Source organism: Aeromonas sp. SG16 (assembly GCF_024436135.1).
In the GTDB taxonomy this organism is placed as follows: Bacteria; Pseudomonadota; Gammaproteobacteria; order Enterobacterales; family Aeromonadaceae; genus Aeromonas; species Aeromonas jandaei.
In genome coordinates, this window is the sequence record NZ_JANFNW010000009.1 from 1 (window position 1) to 18,319 (window position 18,319).

An 18,319-nucleotide genomic window follows, 5' to 3' on the forward strand; every position below is an offset into this window, starting at 1 on the left:
GAACTCAGAAGTGAAACGCGGTAGCGCCGATGGTAGTGTGGCATTCGCCATGCGAGAGTAGGACACTGCCAGGCACCTAATTAGCAATAAGCTAGCCGAATGCGGAGCGGTAGTTCAGTCGGTTAGAATACCGGCCTGTCACGCCGGGGGTCGCGGGTTCGAGTCCCGTCCGCTCCGCCACTAAATAGAAGGCCTTCCCGATTGGGAAGGCCTTTTTGCTATGGGCGATTTGCACGTTCGGCCACAGCCTTGCATGCAAGAATAAACACCAAAGCCCGGTTATCAGACCGGGCTTTGGCATTTTCAGCATCCAGAAACCACTGAGCAGTAGCTCTTGCCTGAGGGAGGGGCACTGGCAGGCCCGTTATTCCCTCCTTTTGGTATGTAATTGCGGTCATTTTTGGATGATTCGCAACCATTGGTACTGGATTACTCGTAGCCACCCGCCGCCTTCACTCAGATTTTGCCCCACAGAGAAGGGCCATATTGACCACTCCCTCCTCCATCTGGACATCAATGGTAAAGCAGAGTCGCCTGGCGAGAGTCACTATGCCTCGATTGCTCGGCATGGTCATGCCTGATAAATCTGCGTAGCGCAAACAAAGAGGCCTTCCCGTTGGGAAGGCCTCTTTTCTTTATCTATCAATTGATTGCGACCGCTTTGTCGACTAATCAGGGTTTCTCTTTTTTACCGAGGCTTAGACCCAGCTTGATAGAGAGTACCGCCAGCAGCAGCAACATCATGATCAGGGAGAAGAAGTTGCTGCCAAGCTCCGGGTATTGCACCTTGAGCAGGGCCGAGTGGCCGAAGGCGCCGATAAAGAAGCAGAGTAGGGTACAGATGGGGGTATTGCCCACCATGGGTTCATGGCGATAGTGCTGGAACAGCTGATAAGCCGCCAGCCAGAGAGCGATCAGCGGGAAGAAGGAGAAGGGTACGACCGCGTTGGTCAGCACCGCCAGAGACGCATCGCCACAGATGCCGATCAGCATCGCCATGGCGAGCGGTTTTTTGGGGATCACAAGCTGTTCAGTCATATCGTTCTCCGTCCTGTGGTCATGGATGGGGCTCACGGCGCTTCTGGTTCTGTACCTCGGCGCCCATGGCAATCATCCGCAGTTGGCGAATAGTGCGATCGGAGAGTGCCCGGCACTCTTCACTGGTCATGTCGAGCGCATCGGCACCGGCGCTGAATACGATGGTAACCATGGCTTCGGCCTGGATATAGGCATCTTCCCGCGGTGCCTGGGTGGTGGCCTCCAGATAATCAGTCAGCTCGGCAATAAAGTGCTGGATCTCGCGAGCGACAGCCTGACGAAATGCGGCCGAGGTGCCGGAGCGCTCCCGCAGCAGCAGACGGAATACGTTGGGGTTGTTCTCGACGAACTCCATGAAGGTCTGCACCGAGGTGCTGATGACGCTGCCGCCACCGGCAATGCGCTGGCGTGCCTGGCGCATCAGCTGACGCAGAGTCAGGCCGCCCTCATCGACCAGGGTCAGGCCCAACTCTTCCATATCGCGAAAATGGCGATAGAAGGAGGTGGGGGCGATACCCGCTTCACGAGCTACTTCCCGCAGGCTGAGATTGGAGAAACTCCGGTTGGCGCACAGTTGGCTGAATGCAGCATCGATCAATGTACGCCGGGTTTTTTCTTTTTGTTGAGCGCGAATACCCACGAAATCAGTCACCTTCAGCTTAACGAGGACAAATGATAACCCGAAGGCGCCTCAGGATCAGGTTTGTATCCTACTTTTTTACCATTGACCCTGGCGAAGTCGCCATGGAAAATGGCTAACAGCTGTTCGCTGAAAGGATGCAAGAAGATGGCTAGACCCCCGATTATTCTCACCAATACCCTGTTGTTCTCTCTCTCCGGACTGGTGGCGCTGGTTGCCGTCCCTTGGTATGGGATGAGTCACGGTTACGATCTCTGGCAGTGGACCACGTTCCTGCTGCTGTTCTGTTTGAGCGGGCTCTCGATCACGGCGGGCTATCACCGCCTCTGGTCGCACAAAGCTTACAAGGCTCATCCGGCGTTGCAGTGGCTGTTTGCGATCGGCGGTGCGCTGGCGTTGCAGAACTCGGCGCTGCATTGGTCGGCGGATCATCGCCGCCATCATCGTCATGTGGATGACAACGATAAAGATCCCTACAGCGCGGGGCGTGGCTTCTGGTATTCCCATATCGGCTGGATGCTGCGGGAGTATCAGGGGGAACAATATGGTGATTACAGCAATGTGCGGGATTTGCAGAACAACCCTGTGGTCATGTTTCAGCATCGTCACTATCTGGCGCTGGTGCTGGCGACCAATCTGGGCCTGCCGCTGCTGTTTGGCCTGATCCACGGAGATCTGCTCGGCATGTTGTTGCTGGCGGGCGTGTTGCGGATGGTGATGACGCACCACACCACTTTTTTTATCAACTCGCTGGCCCATATATGGGGCAGCCAGCCCTACACGGATCGCAATACCGCCCGTGACAACGGCATCCTGGCCTTTTTCACCTTCGGCGAGGGGTATCACAACTTCCACCATCTGTTCGAGAACGATTACCGCAACGGTATCCAGTGGTGGCAGTTCGATCCGACCAAATGGCTGATCCGGTTTGCCTCATGGTGCGGGCTGGCGAGAGATCTGCGCTCATCGCCGGAGGAGCGTATCGAGCAGGCCAGGCTGGAGATGCAGCTCAAGCGGGCGCAGGCAAGGCTCGTCAAACAGGATGATCGCGAACTGTGGCAAGCGTTGCTACAAGAGGAGTACGCCAAGCTGAGTCAGCAGTTGCAGCACTACTATGCCAGTCGCAAGCGGCTGCTTGAGCTGCGCAAGCGCAAGGCGCTGGCGCGCTATGACCGACTCAAGGTGCAGCTGGAATATCGCGCCTTGCGGGATGGTTTCATCGCCAGCAAACGCAACTGGAGTCGCTTGCTGGCAGGTATTGCCAGAGCCCCAGTCTGAACAAGCAGAAAAGAGAAGACCGCCACTCGGCGGTCTTCTCTTTGGTGGATCCTGCGCGCCGGTTTGGCGCCAGCATCTCGGCTTATTCGGGGTGATCTTGCTCTTGCAGCTGGCTCAGGGTCTGTTGTTCCAGCGGGCTGAGCCCCAGTTGCTCGCACGCCTGCTCAAAGCTGATCCCCAGATGGCACATCATGATATCGATGGCGGGCAGATAGTTTTTCATAGCTTCTTCCATGGTGATCCTCCAGACCCGTCTCTTATGCCCTGAATGGTATGGCGCGGCAATTAGACTTTAGGCTTAGTCCCACCCTTTGATCCGCCCCCTGCCACTCTGTGGGGGAATTTGTTACCCTGCACCCTGATATAAAAACGGTTGCCGTATGACAGCGAGCAACGGGTGAGGAGCAGGGCATGTTATTGAGTTTCTTGATCATCGCTTCCGGTTGGTGGCATATCCGCGCCGCCTATGGTTCAGACAGCCGCCAGTTCTATATCAGCAAGCCGCTGACCATGCTGCTCATCATCGCGCTGGCGTTTGGCTATCAGGGCTATGACCACGATGGTTCCCACGCCTGGATTCTGCTCGGCCTCTGCCTCTCGCTGGCGGGCGATGTGCTGTTGATGCTGCCAAGCGACCGCTTTATTCAGGGCTTGGCGGCATTTCTTGTCGCGCACCTCTGCTACATAGTCGGCTTTGCCCAAGGGCCGCTGGTGCTCAATCTGGTAGATGGCTTGCTGCTCCTGCTCATCGCCGCGCTGGTGTTTGGCCTGTTGTGGGGCAAGCTGGGAGAGATGCGGATCCCGGTCTTCTGCTACATGCTGGTGATTATTGGCATGGCCTGGGTGGCTGCCGGTGCCTGGCACGCTTCGCTCACCGCGGGTAGTGCGGCGGCGTTGGCTGGTGCCCTGATGTTCCTCTTCTCCGACAGCATGCTGGCGCTTGATCGCTTTCGCCGCCCCTTCCCCCACGCCAGAGCCTGGGTTATGAGCAGCTACTTTGCCGCCCAGTTCCTGATTGCGGGGTCGCTGGCGGGATGACGCCATGCAGTTGAATGCAGGCAACAGATAAAGAAAAACGGGCGTTGGCCCGTTTTTCGTTTTATCTCCCGGCTGCTTTTCACGCCTCTATCGGCTCGGCATCCGCTGCCCGCGGGGCGGGGGATTTGAGCAGCAGCATCAGGCCGCTGGCGACCAGCAGGAAGATCCCCATGATGTAGAACACCTGGTTGTAGGCCATGATGGCCGCTTCCCGGTTGATGGTGTTGGCGAGTATGGCGTGGGCCTGCTGCTCGGCCAGCTCGGGGCCAGAACCCTGTGCCATCATGCTCTGGGCCAGCTGCAGCAGATAGGTTTGTCCCTCGATGCTGCTGGCGGGCAGGGTACTGCCGATCTGGAGCATATGGGTGCGGGTGTCATTGTCGAGCATGGTGGCGATGATGGCGATACCAAAGGCGCCACCCAGGTTGCGCAGTACGTTGAGCAGGGTGGAGGAGGAGGGAACCTCATCATGACTCAGACTGGCGGTGGCGACCAGTGAGAGAGGCACCATGATGAAGGGCTGCCCCAGCGCCCGCACGATGAGCGCCTGAATGAGCTGCGGCCCGGCATAGTCGGCACTCATGTTGACGTTCATAAAGCAGCTGACGGCGAAGATGAGAAAGCCGAAGCTCACCAGATAGCGCGGATCGACCTTATGGGTCAGTTTGGGCACCAGCGGCAGCACCAGCAGCTGGGGCAGCCCCATCCACATCAGCACCTCACCGATTTCCAGCGCGTTGTAGTTGTGGATCTGGGTCATGTAGAGCGGCAGCACATAGATAGAGCCCATCAAGGCCATCCCGAGGATCAGGTAGGCAAAACAGGCGAGGGCAAACCGCGGGTTGTGCAGCAGCCGCAGGTTGACCAGCGGGTGGCGGCGCAGCAGCTGGCTGATGACGAAGAAGACCAGCGAGACGACCGAGATGATGGCTAGGCGCACGATGAAGGTCGAGCCGAACCAGTCCTCCCGGTTACCCTCCTCCAGCACCACCTCCAGCACGCCCAGACCAAGCGCCATGGTGACGATGCCGATAAGGTCGACCCGCTTGATCACCTCCCAGTCCACCGCCTTCTTGTCCAGCCCATGCGCCAGCATGGCCATCACCAGCAGTCCCGGCGGGACGTTGAGATAGAAGATGTAGTGCCACGACATCTGCTCGGTGAGCCAGCCGCCGAGGGTTGGGCCGATGGCCGGGGCGAAGGTGGCACAGAGACCGAACAGCGCCATGCCGGTAGCCCGCTTCTGCAGCGGCAGCAGGGTAACGATGAGGGAGAAGGCCATCGGGATAAGTGCCCCGCCGGTGAAGCCCTGCATCGCCCGGAAGACGATCATGCTGGTGAGGTTCCAGCTGAAGGAGCAGAGCACGGAGGAGACGATAAAGGCGCCCGTGGTCCACAGCAGGTAACGGCGCACGCTCAGCCCCCGGCTCAGCCAGCCACTCAAGGGGATGGCGATCATCTCCGCCACCAGATAGGAGGTGGAGATCCAGGAGCTTTCGCTCAGGGTGGCAGAGAGCGCCCCCTGAATGTCCTTCAGGGAGGCGTTGGTTATCTGGATATCGAGGATGGCCATGAAGGCGCCGATAAGGCCGCCGATGACCGCGATCCAGTGGCGACGTGGAATGGGTTCCATCAGTTGGCGGCCGTCATGGCATCAGGAGTGCGGGTATCTACCGTCACTTCGCTGGAGAGGCCCGGTAGCAGCTTGCCGGCGAGCTGACCCGGCTCTGGGATACGGATTTTGACCGGTACCCGCTGCACAATCTTGGTGAAGTTGCCGGTGGCGTTCTCCGGTGGCAGCAGGGCGAACTTGGCACCGGTGGCTGGCGCCAGACTGTCGATGACCCCCTCGACTGGCAGATCCGGATAGGCATCCAGCACCACTTCGACCTTCTGGCCGGGCTGCATATGGGCGAGCTGGGTCTCCTTGAAGTTCGCCTCGACCCACACCTGTTGCAGCGGCACCAGACTGGCGACCTGCATGCCGGACTGGACGTAGAGCCCCTCCCGCAGGCTACGCTTGCCGATGATGCCATCGGCTGGTGCCCGCAGTTCGGTATAACCTAGCTCCAGTTTGGCCTGCTCCAGTTGTGCTTCACTCAGGGCCAGCTTGGCCTGGTTCTGTTTGCGCTCGGCATCCAGTACCAGCAGTCGCTCACGGGCTGCCTGCAAGGCCGCTTTGGCTTCTTGTGCCTGCGCCTGATTGACCTGCAAGCCGGCACGCACTTCATCCAGACTGTCTTGCGAGCTGTAGTGGCGCTGGTTGAGCTGGCTGATCCGGGTTACTTGCTGGCTGGCGCGCAGCTGCTCGGCCTTGGCGGAGGCAACCTTGGCTTCGGCCTGCTGGATCAGGCTCAGCTGCTGGATGCGGGTAGCGGCCAGATTCTCGGCGGTCGCCTGATTGAGGCGCAGATCGGCCTCGGCCTCCGCGACCTTGGTCTTGTATTCGCGATCATCGAGGCGGGCGATGAGCTGGCCCGCTTTGACCGGCTGGTTGTCGGTCACCAGCACTTCGCTGATATAGCCGGGCAGCTTGGAGCTGATCCCGGTTACCTCGCTCTGGAGATAGGCGTTGTCAGTGCTCTCGAAATAGCGGCCATGGAGATACCAGTAGGCGGAGAAGAGGAGAGCGAGCAGGGCCAGGATCATGGCGGCCAGGAGAGGGATTTTCTTGTGTTGACTCATTTTGGAGATTCCTGAACGTAAGGGGCGCAGGCTAACACTGCTCGACTGTTTCGATTAGTATTGGTTCACGAGATATACAGTTTCACAGGTGCAACAATGGACCTAAATGCTGCGTTAATTCTGGTACGAATTGTCGACAAGGGCTCGTTTACTGCCGCAGCCCAGGAGCTGGGCATGACCAAGGCGATGGTCAGCCGGCGGATTGCCGAGCTGGAACAGCGGCTCGGGGTGCGGCTGCTCTATCGCTCCACCCGTCAGCTCACCCTGACCGAGGAGGGGGAGAAGTACTACCGGCACTGCAGCAAGGCGGTGGAGGCATTGACGGAAGCGGAGCTGATGTTGAGCGCCAGCCAGCAGGAGGTGACTGGCACCCTCAAGATGGCCGTGCCCATCGAGACGGGTCAGTTGGTGGTCGGGCGCCTGGTCGCCAAGTTTTTACAGGCCTATCCCGGCCTGCAGGTGGAGCTGGAGCTGACCAACCGGGTGGTTGACCCCATCAGCGAAGGGCTGGATGCGGTGGTGCGGATCGGCGATATGAGCGATTCCAATCTGGCCGCACGCCGCCTATGGAGCACCGGGAAGCTGCTCTGTGCCAGTCCGGCCTATCTGGCGCGCTGCCCGGCGATCAATCGGCCGGAGGATCTGGCCAACCATGAGCGGGTAACGGTGAGCAACGGCTTTCTCGCTTCCCACTGGTGCTTCGAGCTGGATGGCAAAGAGGTGCTGGTTGACCCTCCCTCCCGTTTTCGGGTCAATAATATTACCTGTGCCCGCGAGGCGGCGAAGGCGGGTCTCGGACTGGCCTCGATCCCGGCCATGCTCTGTCAGGAGGAGCTGGCCAGTGGCGAGCTGGTCGCGGTGCTGCCAGAGTGGCAGCAACCCAAGGTGTCGATCTACCTGCTGTTTCCGGAGCGACAACTTATGCCGCGCAAATTGCGGGCGTTCATCGATTTCATGGTGGAGAACGGGGCCGAGTTCGGCATCGACAAGCTGTTGTAAGGGGGAGCTATGGATAACTGGATCAATCTCTATCGCGCCTCTCACACTCTGGAGGCTCATGCTCTCAAAGGGGCGCTGGAGGCGGAAGGGGTGCCGGTGCGCCTCAATGGCGACGGCCTGTCAGGGGCCTTTGGCGAACTGGCGGCGGATTTGCTGCAGGTGACCCTGATGGTGCGCGCCGAGGATCGCAGCAAGGCAGGGCGGGTGATCGAACGCTATCAGCAGCGCCAGGGCAATGGCTGGCTGTGCGGTCAGTGCGGGGAGGAGAACGGCGCCAACTTCGAAGTGTGCTGGCGCTGCCATCACGATCCCCACGACAGCTGATCCTCCCTAGCGCAGGGGGACGTCGATATCTTCCCCGGCGTGTTCATCGTGATAGGTCGCCAGATCCAGCTCGTTTTCGCTGCGGGCGATCAGGACGGAAACCAGAATATCCCCCGAGACGTTGACCGCGGTGCGCGCCATGTCGAGCACCCGGTCAATCCCCGCAATCAGTGCAACCCCTTCCAGCGGCAGTCCGACCGCAGTCAGCGTAAGCGTCAGCAGCATCAACCCGGTGCCCGGAGTGCCTGCGGTGCCGATACTGGCCAGGGTGGCGATGCTGATGATGGTCAGGTAGTCCACCAGATGCAGATCCACGCCGAATGCCTGTGCCACAAACAGGGCTGTGACCCCCTGATAGAGCGCCGTGCCATCCATGTTGATGGTGGCGCCGATGGGCAGCACTTTGGCGGTGATGGCGGGTGAGACCCCGAGCCGCTTCTCGGCGCAGGCGAGGCTGATGGGCAGGGTGCTGCTGCTGGAGCTGCTGGTGAAGGCCACCGCTTGGGCATCGACGATGCTCTTGAAGTAGTGGATCGGGTTAAGCCGTGCCAACAGGAGCAGCAGGGTGCTGTAGACCCCGAGTACATGGAGCAGACAACCGAGATAGACGGCACCGATGACCTTGAGCAGGGGCAGCAGCAGGTCGATGCCATATTTGCTGGTCATCCAGGCCATCAGGGCACAGACGCCGTACGGGGCCAGCGCCATTACCATCTGGGTCAGCTTGAACATCCCCTCCGCCAGCGAGGTGAAGAATAGGATCGCGGGGCGGCCGCGGCGGCCACAGGCATTGAGTGCCACCGCCAGCGCTACGGCAAAGACGATCACCTGCAGGATCTTGCTGTCCACCATCGCCTCGACCGGATTGCTCGGCACCAGATGGCTCAGCACGCTGGCCAGCGTCGGTGGTGTGGTCATGCCGGGTCGTTGGTAAGGGCCCATGTCAGCCCCCATGCCGGGTTCCAGCAGCCAGCCCATCATCAGGCCGATGCAGATGGCGATGGCGGTGGAGCAGAGGTAAAGGCAGCTCGCCTTGATCCCGATGCGGTCGAGCGCCTTGCCCTTGAGCAGTGAGGTGAGGCCGGCGATAACCGAGCAGAAGATCAGGGGCACCATCAGCATCTGGATGGTGTTGACGAAGAGCACGCCGATGGGTTTAAGCAGCTGAGCCTGCTCCTCGAAGCCGACGCCAAGGGCGACCCCGGTCAGCATGCCGATCAGGGTCTTGAGCCAGAGCGGGCGACGGGTCCAGATCTGCCAAGGTTTGCTTGCCTCTCCATGGAACAGCATGGCGCCAATATCCTTATCAAATGTCTGCGGTGACCAAAAATGGGGCGCTAGTGTAGCGATCCCTGCTGTGGGTTGCCACATTATCGACAAAGCGGTGTCGCTGGCCACTCTCGCAGCAGGGTAATCCGTTATTTATTGGCCTATATCAAGATCCCTCCTGACGGGAGAGGATTTAATTGGCATTAAATATGTTCATTATTGAGGTGCAAGATGTCGCAATCGGTACATGGTCACGAAGTGATGGAGATGATGCTGGAACAGGATGGTCAATTTACCCGTGCCAGCCTCAAGCAGGCGATGGCGCAGCGGTTCGGTGCCGATGCCCGTTTTCATACCTGCAGTGCCAGCGAGATGGATGCCGAAGCGCTGATCGACTTCCTGGCCGCTCGCGGCAAGTTCATCGAAGCAGGCGAGGGTTTCCAGACCCGAGCCGAGAAGATCTGCAATCACGGATAACCCCCTGGCGAGCGCGTGATGGCGCTCGCTCAACTTCTCGCCCTTTGCTATATTTCGCCCCCTCCCATTTCCCAATTCAAGGCGTAGCCCGGGCGTTGTATGGATACTTTTTCTGCCGCAGTCATGCTGTTTCTGATCATGGACCCGCTGGGCAACCTGCCGGTCTTCCTCTCCATCCTGCGCCATATCGATCCCAAGCGGCGGCGCAAGGTGATGATCCGCGAGCTGCTCTTCTCGCTGGCCATCATGATGCTCTTCCTCTTTGTCGGTCAGCAGATCCTCGGCTTCCTCAACCTGCGACAGGAAGCTGTCAGCATTGCCGGCGGTATCATCCTGTTCCTGATCGCCATCAAGATGATCTTCCCGAGTGAAGGAGGCGTGACCGGACTGGCGGCGGGCGAGGAGCCCTTCCTGGTGCCGATGGCGATCCCGATGATCGCCGGCCCCTCGATCCTCGCCTCTTTGATGCTGCTGGCCAATCAGGAGCCCACCCGCATGGTGGACTGGTCGCTGGCGCTTTTCATAGCATGGGCCGCCAGCGCGGTGATCCTGATGTTCTACGAGGTATTCAACAAGCTGCTGGGTGAGCGTGGACTCACTGCGGTGGAGCGGCTGATGGGGATGCTGCTGGTGATGATCTCGGTGCAGATGCTGCTGGACGGGGTTCACCACTACTTGCAGGTAACGGGCGCGCCTTGATCGGCGCGTGACTCCAGCTGACTCAGGATCAGGGTCAGCAGAGTTTCCCGCAGCCAGCGATGGCCGGGATCTTCCTCATGGCGCTGATGCCAGATAAGCAGGTGCGAGATGCTGTCCAGCTCGATGGGCAGCGGCAGTTGCAACAGCGGGTAGACCTGGGTCGCGTGACGGGCATAGAGCTTGGATAGGGTGACGATCATATCGGAGTGCATGCCCATCCGCAGCGCCGCCTCGAATGAGGGAACACTCGCCTCGATACGCCGGTAGAGATCGTGCTCCGCCAGCTTGTGATCCAGCATCCAGCGATCCCGCCCTTCGCAGTAGGTCTGGACATGGGGGTAGCTGAGGTAGTGGTCGAGATCCCAGCGTGGCTCCTGCAGGGCGGGGTGGTGCTGTTGTACCAGACAGGTGAGGCCATCGATGGCGAGCAGTCGCTGGCAGATGCTGCCGGGCAGGGTATCGAGGCGGTAGTCGGAGTCGATGCAGTTCTCCCGCACCGTGAAGGCGATATCCACCTGCCCCTGGCTCATCTCGGTCAGGCTGTTCTCGGTCCACTCCTCATAGCGCAGCCGCAATCTGGGGGCCTGTCGCTTCAGTTCGCTCAGGTAGAGCGGGGCAAACAGGGTGAAGGCGCTGTCCATGCTGGCAATGACGAACTCCCGATCCGAGTTAGCCGGGTCGAACTCCGGCGGCTGGATCAGGTTGTCCAGCGACAGCAGGATGGGTTGCAGTTGCTGTTGCAGCACCAGTGCGCGGGGGGTCGGTTCCAGCCCGTAAGCGGAGCGGATAAAGAGGGGATCGTCGAAGGTTTCCCGCAGTCGGCCGAGCGCCTTGCTGACGGCGGACTGACTCAAGTGCAGTCGTCTGGCCGCCTTGCTGCCGTTGCGCTCCTCCAGCAGAACCTGCAGGATAATCAGCAAATTGAGGTCGATGCGACCCAGTTGTTCCAGCAGCATGATATGAATCCCCTTCAACTCTAAGATGAATTTATACCATTTGTTTTCATATCTTGGCGATCTTATCCTCAATTTGTCTCTGGCTCGGATGAGCCACTGGTACAGGATGTAGCGGTTGAGGGGACACGTAGCACAATCAATATGGCGACCTTCGGGTCGCCCTATTTTTTGTAGTGATTTATTTGCTCACTTGCACCCGCCTTGATTTTGCCCAACAATTCTTGCGCTCTGTTTTGATACAACTGATAGATATCTCTCTTTGAGGAGCATCCCTATGGGACTCGGTGGAATTCATATCTGGCACATGTTGATCCTCTTGCTGGTGGTTGTGCTGGTGTTTGGCAGTAAGCGTCTGGCCAGTGCGGGTGAGGATCTGGGAACCGCCATCAGGGATTTTCGTAAAGCCATGCGTGACGATGAAAATCATCCGAAATAAGCAGTAGGAGTAAAAGTATGTCTGTTGACGAGAAAGTTGAACTGAACGAAACCTGCGACAGCTGTGGCTGTTTTGCCGAGATCGGCACCATCATCGGTGAAGGTGATGATGTGATGGAACTGGTGATCGAAGCAGCTGCCGAGGCTGATGCCCGTGCCAAGCTGGCTGCCTATGAAGCACTGGCCAAGCAGGTGACTGCCGAAGCCAAGAGCAGCAGTGAACTGACCCAGGGCGCCAACGGCGTGATCCTGAAAGCCCGCCTGCAATTTACCTGCACCGCTGAAAAACTAATCTTCGAAATGCGGGCCCGCTCTATCTGAGCCCTCTGATGACGCGGCAGGCCAGTCCTGCCGTGTTGACCCTTCTGCTGTGGGTCTGCGTTCTATAGTTACTCTATCCCACAGACGGTTTTGCCCGGCGCGAGTCGGCCAACAGAAGGCGACAACATCATGATGCGGCACTGGATCTGGGGCCTGCTGGCTCTCTGGTCTCTCCCTCTGCTGGCGGCCGATCTCAAGCCTCAGCGTCTTCCCCAACCCGGGGATCTCGAATCCATTTTGCAAAAGCGCGAACTCAGGGCTCTGGTGGTCTATGAGCGCGGTTTCTATTTCCTCGACAAGGGTGCCCAGTACGGCATTTTGGTCAATCAGCTGCAAGGGTTCGAGCGCTGGTTGAACAAGACCTATCTTGCCAGGGAGAAGGTGCCGCTCAAGGTGGTCTATATCCCGGTTCGGCAGGACAAGCTGCTCGATTATCTGGCGGAAGGGCGTGGCGATCTGGTGGCGGCCAATATGACGGTGACTCCCACCCGGCGCGAACAGGTGACCTTCTCCCGGCCGCTGATCTCCTCCATCGAGGAGTGGGTGGTCAGCCAGAATACGCTACCCGCCTTCAACCGCATTACCCAGCTCTCCGGCCGGCGGGTCTGGGTGCGCGCCAGCTCCAGCTATTGCGAGAGTCTGCGCCAGCTCAACTGGTTGTTTCGCGAGCTTGGGCTGCCTCCTGTCTATATCGAGACGGTGCCCGAGTATCTGCAGGATGGCGATCTGCTGGAGATGGTGGCGGCCGGTATCATTCCGCTGACGGTGACCGACAGCTACAAGGGGCGGATCTGGCTGGGGGGGATGATCTCCGGCCTCAAGGCGCACAAGTTGATCCCCCTGCGCAGCAAGGGCACCAGTGCCTGGGCGCTGCGCAAGAACAGCCCGGACCTCCTGAAAGCGGTCAACCGTTATCTGGCGGGGGCCAGCCGCAACAGTCTCTATAGCGACATGACCCTGCGCCGCCTGCTGGTCCGCAGCGACCAGATGAGCAACATACTGGCACCTGACCCTATGGGACGGCTGGCAACCATTCGCAAGGTGCTGGAGAAGTATGCCAAGCAGTATGAGCTGGACTGGCTGATGCTGGCGGCGCTGGCATACAAGGAGTCTGGCCTCAACCCCTCTATCCGCTCCGAGAAGGGGGCTGTTGGCATCATGCAGCTGCTGCCCAGCACCGGTCGCGAGGTCAATATCACGGGGGCCAGACTGACGACGCTGGATGGCAACGTCGAGGCGGCATGCCGTTATCTGCGCCTGATCCTCGATACCTACTTCAACGATCCCAATCTGGATCTGCTCAACCGCCACCTCTTTGCGCTCGCGGCCTACAATGCCGGGCCGAACCGGGTTCAGGCCTTGCGGGACAAGGCGGGCAAGTTGGGGCTGGATCCCAATGTCTGGTTCGGCAACGTGGATCAGCTGGTGGCCAACGAGGTGGGGCAGGGGCCGATCAACTATGTCGGCACCATCTACAAGTACTATGTTGGCTATCGCTTCAGCCTGCCCCAGATCGAGGGCAAGGCTGCAGCTATCGAAGCGGCTCAGCCATGAGCCGATTGACCGGTTGAGCCTCCGGCGTGGTCGGTAGCGGCCAGCCACCATCCCTGTGCTGCAAGAACCAGTGGGCTGGCTCGGTGCCAGGGGCCTGATCAGGCTGGTGGAGCTGGCCCAGATAGCGCAGCATAGGGGTATCGTGCAGTTCCATAGCAACTCCCTGTTTCGAGATACGCAAAGTGTCGATATACGAAGAGGCTTGCTGCGTTATGACACCTGGCCATGACAGCAGGATGACAAGATGATCCCCGGATCCTTTGCCCTGATCGACGACCCGACCCTGGCGCTCAAGGTGCGCTGCCACTGGATCCGTTCCGCCCGCGAGCAGATCCAGGCGCAGTACTACAGCTGGGAGGAGGACAGCAGCGGCAAGCTGCTGCTGGGTGAGCTGATCCATGCCGCCCGCCGGGGCGTCAGGGTGCAGCTGCTGGTAGATGACCTCTATGCCGGGGATAACCGCTTTCTGGAGATGGTGGCTCACTGTCCCGGTATCGAGGTGCGGCTGTTCAACCCCTTCTGGCTAAGGGGTTGGCGGCCACTGGCCCTGCTGCTGGAGGGGCTCTTCACCTTTCGCCGCATCAATCACCGGATGCACAACAAGCTGCTGCTGGTGGATGGCAAGCTGGCGCTTATCGGTGGTCGCAATATTGGTGATCGATATTTCGGGCTGGACCCGGAAGCTCCTTTCGTGGATCTCGATCTTGCCTGTCAGGGGGCCATTTGCGAGCAGATGGCGGCGGGGTTTGCCCAGTTCTGGCAGAGCCGCTGGAGCCACCCTATCCGCCATCTGTTGCGCCGCAGATTGCAGCCCGCCGAAATTCGTGTGGTCAACGATTTCCTCTTCACCATGGCGGATCCCGCGGTCGCTGCCGTTTACGATTTGCCAGTCTCCCTATTTGACGGCAACGAGCCTGCGCTTGCGTGGCATAACGGTCGGGCCGAGGTCTGGTTTGACCGGCCCGGCAAAGGGCTGGTTTCCCGCCCGGTTACAGCTCGCCAGCTCTGGAGACAGTTGGCTGAGGCTCCCTCCACGCTCCGCATGGTGACTCCCTATCTGATCCTCACGGGCGGTTTTCGGCGCCGTTTGCAGCGGTTGCGTCGGCAGGGAGTGGTGATCGAGATCCTCACCAACTCGCTGGCCAGCACGGATGTGCCGCTGGTGCACGGGGCCTACCAGCGTCACAGGGGCTGGTTGCTGCGTCAGGGGATCCGGCTGTGCGAGTTTGATGAAGGGCAAAGCAGCCTGCACGCTAAGCTGATCCTGTTGGGAGAGGACCGCGCCCTGTTTGGCAGCCTCAACCTCGATCCCCGCTCGCTCTTTCTCAATACCGAACTGATGTTGCAGCTGGAGTGTGCGCCCATTTGCAAGCAGTTGCAGGCGTGGTTGTTGCAGTGGCAAGGGCAGGGTGAACCACGCAAAGCGGAAGGGTGGTCACGGCGTCTGGTTGCCAGGCTCAGCGACTGGTTGCCACTGCATCGTTGGTTGTGAGCTGGCCATCTTTTGTGCGAGATCTCGCAAAGGCGTGTAGGTCTTTGCCGATGCACATCGCGGGTGAATAGCCATAAGAGAGTTTATCTAACTGTTTTATAACCAGTTCATGGTGGTGATAAGGCTGTTTTTTGTACCGGCATGTGAATGGATTGGGCATAAAATCGTTTTTTATTTTGTTTTTCTGCGTAATATTTCAGTTGCAAGGACAAACACGGTGGCTTGCTGCCGTGTGGAAGAGGGTTGTAACGGGTTGCTGGCCACTTGTATCGCTGCAACTGGCGCTGACTTCTGATGGGTAGCGAACTTTCGGGAGGTTCGGAGAGGCGCCCGCGACGACCGGATTCCAATATGGAACATGCTTATTTGCGAGGGGGTGACATGGATATGTCACCCCACTTTTTTTCTGGCTGAAGGCGGGGGTGATCCCCTGGTATCAGCGCTTCAAAAAAGAGGGCCGCTGTCGCGGCCCTCTCTCATTTCTCATGCAGATGCGGGAATCCATCAGCTTGCGCTGACCGCCACGCGGCGGCGCTGCAACCAGACGATGGCGCCAAACAGCAGGAAGCCCGGGATCCACATCAGCTCTTTGCGCCAGCGGTCGGTTGGCGCCTTGACCGCCAGGATCTCCTGATCGAACTCCAACCCCATGGCGGCAGCCGGGCTGCCGAAGGCGACGCTGTCGATCAGCATCTTGCCATCCTGCTCATAGAGGGTGAGCCCCAGATTGGCCAGCCGCTCTTCACCCGTAGCCCCTTCCGGTACGGGCACCAGCAGGGTGAACTGACGCGGCTTGCCGACCGCATCCTCTCCCATGACCCGGACGCGCAGGGGACTCTCCGCCTCCACCTCACCCATGGTCTGGGCCAGCTGGGCAGGCGGTGTCTGGCGATAGGGATCGTGGGCCAGATCCATCCAGAAGCCGGGGCGGAACAGGGTAAAGGCGACCAGCAGCAGCAGGATGTTCTCGTACCATCGGCTCTTCACCAGAAAGTAGCCCTGAGTCGCAGCGGCGAAGATCAGCATGGCAATGGTGGCCACGATGAAGATCAGCACCCCGTGGGCGAAGTCCACGTTGATGAGCAGCAGGTCGGTATTGAAGATGAAGAGGAACGGCAGCGCTGCGGTGCGCAGGCTGTAGTAGAAGGCGGTGAGACCGGTACGGATGGGATCCCCTTTTGACACGGCGGCTGCCGCAAAGGAAGCCAGACCCACCGGTGGCGTCACATCGGCCATGATGCCGAAGTAGAAGACGAACAGATGCACCGCGATGAGCGGTACTATCAGCCCGTTCTGCTGCCCGAGCGTCACCACCACCGGCGCCAGCAGGCTGGAGACCACTATGTAGTTGGCGGTGGTCGGCAGCCCCATACCGAGGATCAGGCTGAGCAGGGCGGTCAGCAGCAGCATCAGCAGCAGATTGCCCATGGAGAGCATCTCCACCAGATCTGCCAGTACCAGCCCGACGCCGGTCTGGGAGACGGCACCGACGATGATCCCCGCCGTAGCGGTGGCGATACCGATGCCGATCATGTTGCGGGCACCGGCAACCAGTCCCTCGCGCAGATCGACCATGCCGTCGTTGAAGGTGCCGTAGTCGTGCTTGCCGTCGCGGCGCAGCCAGTTGAGCAGCGGTCGCTGGGTCAGCAGGATAATCACCAGCATCACTGTGCCCCAGAAGGCGGAGAGGCCGGGCGAGAGGCGCTCCACCATCAGGCACCACACCAGCACTACCACCGGCAGCAGGAAGTGAAGGCCGGAGAGCAGCACGGTACGGGTGTTGGGCAACTCCTCAAGGGGTTTGTCCGGATCTTCCGCCGGCAGGGGATCATTGCTGGCGGCGATCTTCAGCAGACCCAGATAGGCGATGGCCAGCAGCAGGCCGATACCGGGCAGGGCATAGTCGCCCAGCGCCGGTTTGAGCCAGCCCAAGCCATAGTAGACCGCCATCGACAGTCCGCTGATGAGGGCCGCGCCAAAGGCAAAGCCGGTCAGACGGTGCAGCCAGGGTTTCGGCTGGTAGTTGCCGATGGGCTGCATGCCGAGCTTGAGCGCCTCCAGATGGACGATGTAGAGCAGCGCTATGTAGGAGATGGCCGCAGGCAGAAAGGCGTGCTTGATGATCTCCACATAGGGGATGCCTACGTATTCGACCATCAGGAAAGCCGCAGCCCCCATCACTGGCGGCATGATCTGGCCGTTGACTGAAGAGGCCACTTCAACCGCGCCCGCCTTCTCTTTCGAGAACCCCACCCGTTTCATCATGGGAATGGTAAAGGTGCCGGTGGTGACCACGTTGGCGATGGAGGAGCCGGAGATGAGGCCGGTGAGGCCGGAGGCAACTACCGCCGCCTTGGCCGGGCCGCCGCGCAGGTGACCAAGCAGGCTGAAGGCGAGCTGGATGAAGTAGTGGCCGGCACCAGCCCGCTCCAGCAAGGCGCCGAACAGCACGAACAGGAAGACGAAGCTGGTGGAGACGCCGAGGGCGATGCCAAAAACCCCCTCGGTGGTGATCCACTGGTGGTTGGCCAGCGCAGTGAAGCTCACTCCGCGGTGGGCCAGCAGCCCCGGCATCCAGGGGCCCGCCAGACTGTAGGTGAGAAAGACGATGGCGATGACCGCCAGCGCCGGCCCCAACGCACGACGCGCCGCTTCGAGCAGCAAAGGTATGCCGATACAGGCCGTCACCAGATCGGCGGTGGTGAGGTTGCCGGGTCGCTGGGCCAGTGCCTGATACATCACGAAGAGGTAGGAGGCCGCGCCAGCCGCGATCAGGGCGAGGGCGATATCGCTAAAGGGCACCCTGTCTCGCGGTGAGGTGCGAAACGCCGGAAACACCAGAAATGCCAGCAGCAGGGCAAAGGTGAGGTGAATGGAGCGGGTTTCGGTGTCATTGAGCACGCCAAAGCCGAGCATGAAGGGGAGCGGCGAGGCGATCCAGAGCTGGAACAGTGACCAGGCCAGCGCCAGCAGGGTGATGATGCCACCCATGGCACCAGCAGGGAGCCGTGCGCCCACATCCTGGGCGATCAGCTCCTCGGTAGAGAGTTGTTTGTCTTGCATAGGGTTAATTTGTGCCCACCAGTACAACAAGAGCGACACCCGCCCCCGCAA

Annotated in this window: 19 protein-coding genes and 1 tRNA gene; 11 read left to right on the forward strand and 9 right to left on the reverse strand. The window is 59.9% G+C overall.

The window, feature by feature from the left end; all coding sequences use genetic code 11:
* Positions 1–103 precede the first annotated feature (103 nt).
* Positions 104–180 (forward strand) — tRNA-Asp (locus NOM67_RS17515).
* Between the two features lie 492 nt (positions 181–672).
* On the opposite strand, the gene NOM67_RS17520 is transcribed toward NOM67_RS17515, so the two are convergent.
* Both NOM67_RS17520 and fabR read right to left on the reverse strand, forming a co-directional pair.
* Entirely contained in the window at positions 673–1,038 is a 366-nt protein-coding gene (locus tag NOM67_RS17520) for a YijD family membrane protein (RefSeq protein WP_041209584.1), read from the reverse strand.
* A gap of 19 nt (positions 1,039–1,057) precedes the next feature.
* Complete coding sequence (gene fabR / locus NOM67_RS17525) at positions 1,058–1,678, reverse strand: HTH-type transcriptional repressor FabR (protein WP_033112608.1); 621 nt, start codon at positions 1,676–1,678, stop codon at positions 1,058–1,060.
* Positions 1,679–1,825: 147 nt separating this feature from the next.
* On the opposite strand from fabR, the gene NOM67_RS17530 reads away from it, so the two are divergent.
* Entirely contained in the window at positions 1,826–2,956 is a 1,131-nt protein-coding gene (locus NOM67_RS17530) for a fatty acid desaturase (protein ID WP_156853977.1), read from the forward strand.
* Positions 2,957–3,038: 82 nt separating this feature from the next.
* Here NOM67_RS17530 and NOM67_RS17535 read toward each other — a convergent pair whose 3' ends face one another.
* Positions 3,039–3,179, reverse strand: a complete 141-nt coding sequence (locus NOM67_RS17535) for a hypothetical protein (protein ID WP_182928037.1) — start codon at positions 3,177–3,179, stop codon at positions 3,039–3,041.
* A 188-nt stretch (positions 3,180–3,367) separates the two neighbouring features.
* Between NOM67_RS17535 and NOM67_RS17540 the strand changes: the two genes are divergently transcribed.
* A complete protein-coding gene (locus NOM67_RS17540) occupies positions 3,368–3,994 on the forward strand; it encodes a lysoplasmalogenase (RefSeq protein ID WP_041209586.1) in 627 nt (208 codons plus the stop codon).
* A 79-nt stretch (positions 3,995–4,073) separates the two neighbouring features.
* Here NOM67_RS17540 and NOM67_RS17545 read toward each other — a convergent pair whose 3' ends face one another.
* Both NOM67_RS17545 and NOM67_RS17550 read right to left on the reverse strand, forming a co-directional pair.
* On the reverse strand, positions 4,074–5,627 hold the full coding sequence (locus NOM67_RS17545) for a DHA2 family efflux MFS transporter permease subunit (RefSeq protein ID WP_255938953.1): 1,554 nt from the start codon (positions 5,625–5,627) through the stop codon (positions 4,074–4,076).
* Positions 5,627–6,679 carry an HlyD family secretion protein gene (locus NOM67_RS17550; protein ID WP_203973724.1) on the reverse strand — a complete coding sequence of 351 codons (1,053 nt, stop codon included), beginning with the start codon at positions 6,677–6,679 and terminating at the stop codon, positions 5,627–5,629. Before NOM67_RS17550 ends, NOM67_RS17545 begins: the two co-directional genes overlap by 1 nt.
* Before the next feature lie 96 nt (positions 6,680–6,775).
* On the opposite strand from NOM67_RS17550, the gene NOM67_RS17555 reads away from it, so the two are divergent.
* Together NOM67_RS17555 and NOM67_RS17560 are read left to right on the forward strand one after the other, a co-directional pair.
* On the forward strand, positions 6,776–7,678 hold the full coding sequence (locus tag NOM67_RS17555; protein WP_255938954.1) for a LysR family transcriptional regulator: 903 nt from the start codon (positions 6,776–6,778) through the stop codon (positions 7,676–7,678).
* A gap of 9 nt (positions 7,679–7,687) precedes the next feature.
* Positions 7,688–8,002 carry a DUF2007 domain-containing protein gene (locus NOM67_RS17560; protein ID WP_033112602.1) on the forward strand — a complete coding sequence of 105 codons (315 nt, stop codon included), beginning with the start codon at positions 7,688–7,690 and terminating at the stop codon, positions 8,000–8,002.
* Positions 8,003–8,008: 6 nt separating this feature from the next.
* On the opposite strand, the gene NOM67_RS17565 is transcribed toward NOM67_RS17560, so the two are convergent.
* Positions 8,009–9,292, reverse strand: coding sequence for a dicarboxylate/amino acid:cation symporter (locus NOM67_RS17565; protein ID WP_041209590.1), 1,284 nt, complete (start codon positions 9,290–9,292; stop codon positions 8,009–8,011).
* A 210-nt stretch (positions 9,293–9,502) separates the two neighbouring features.
* On the opposite strand from NOM67_RS17565, the gene NOM67_RS17570 reads away from it, so the two are divergent.
* On the forward strand, positions 9,503–9,748 hold the full coding sequence (locus NOM67_RS17570; RefSeq protein WP_255938956.1) for a YecH family metal-binding protein: 246 nt from the start codon (positions 9,503–9,505) through the stop codon (positions 9,746–9,748).
* A 99-nt stretch (positions 9,749–9,847) separates the two neighbouring features.
* Positions 9,848–10,447: a YhgN family NAAT transporter gene (locus tag NOM67_RS17575; protein WP_255938957.1), complete on the forward strand. Its 600-nt coding sequence runs from the start codon at positions 9,848–9,850 to the stop codon at positions 10,445–10,447.
* Here NOM67_RS17575 and NOM67_RS17580 read toward each other — a convergent pair.
* The gene (locus NOM67_RS17580; protein WP_042032283.1) at positions 10,420–11,403 is read right to left on the reverse strand and encodes a LysR substrate-binding domain-containing protein; all 984 of its coding nucleotides are present in this window, start codon (positions 11,401–11,403) and stop codon (positions 10,420–10,422) included. The genes NOM67_RS17575 and NOM67_RS17580 overlap by 28 nt on opposite strands.
* Before the next feature lie 274 nt (positions 11,404–11,677).
* On the opposite strand from NOM67_RS17580, the gene tatA reads away from it, so the two are divergent.
* The 3 genes from tatA to NOM67_RS17595 all read left to right on the forward strand — a co-directional run bounded on the left by tatA (position 11,678) and on the right by NOM67_RS17595 (position 13,713).
* Positions 11,678–11,839 carry a twin-arginine translocase TatA/TatE family subunit gene (tatA, locus tag NOM67_RS17585; protein ID WP_033112597.1) on the forward strand — a complete coding sequence of 54 codons (162 nt, stop codon included), beginning with the start codon at positions 11,678–11,680 and terminating at the stop codon, positions 11,837–11,839.
* A gap of 17 nt (positions 11,840–11,856) precedes the next feature.
* Positions 11,857–12,159 carry a YfcZ/YiiS family protein gene (locus NOM67_RS17590; protein ID WP_033112596.1) on the forward strand — a complete coding sequence of 101 codons (303 nt, stop codon included), beginning with the start codon at positions 11,857–11,859 and terminating at the stop codon, positions 12,157–12,159.
* Positions 12,160–12,291: 132 nt separating this feature from the next.
* On the forward strand, positions 12,292–13,713 hold the full coding sequence (locus NOM67_RS17595) for a transporter substrate-binding domain-containing protein (protein ID WP_370689173.1): 1,422 nt from the start codon (positions 12,292–12,294) through the stop codon (positions 13,711–13,713).
* On the opposite strand, the gene NOM67_RS17600 is transcribed toward NOM67_RS17595, so the two are convergent.
* Entirely contained in the window at positions 13,691–13,867 is a 177-nt protein-coding gene (locus NOM67_RS17600; protein WP_255938960.1) for a hypothetical protein, read from the reverse strand. The genes NOM67_RS17595 and NOM67_RS17600 overlap by 23 nt on opposite strands.
* Positions 13,868–13,957: 90 nt before the next feature.
* Here NOM67_RS17600 and NOM67_RS17605 point away from each other — a divergent pair, with 90 nt between their 5' ends.
* Positions 13,958–15,205, forward strand: a complete 1,248-nt coding sequence (locus NOM67_RS17605; protein ID WP_255938961.1) for a phospholipase D family protein — start codon at positions 13,958–13,960, stop codon at positions 15,203–15,205.
* A 504-nt stretch (positions 15,206–15,709) separates the two neighbouring features.
* Here the strand turns inward: NOM67_RS17605 and NOM67_RS17610 are convergent.
* Positions 15,710–18,268: a TRAP transporter permease gene (locus NOM67_RS17610; protein WP_255938962.1), complete on the reverse strand. Its 2,559-nt coding sequence runs from the start codon at positions 18,266–18,268 to the stop codon at positions 15,710–15,712.
* Between the last annotated feature and the right edge of the window lie 51 nt (positions 18,269–18,319).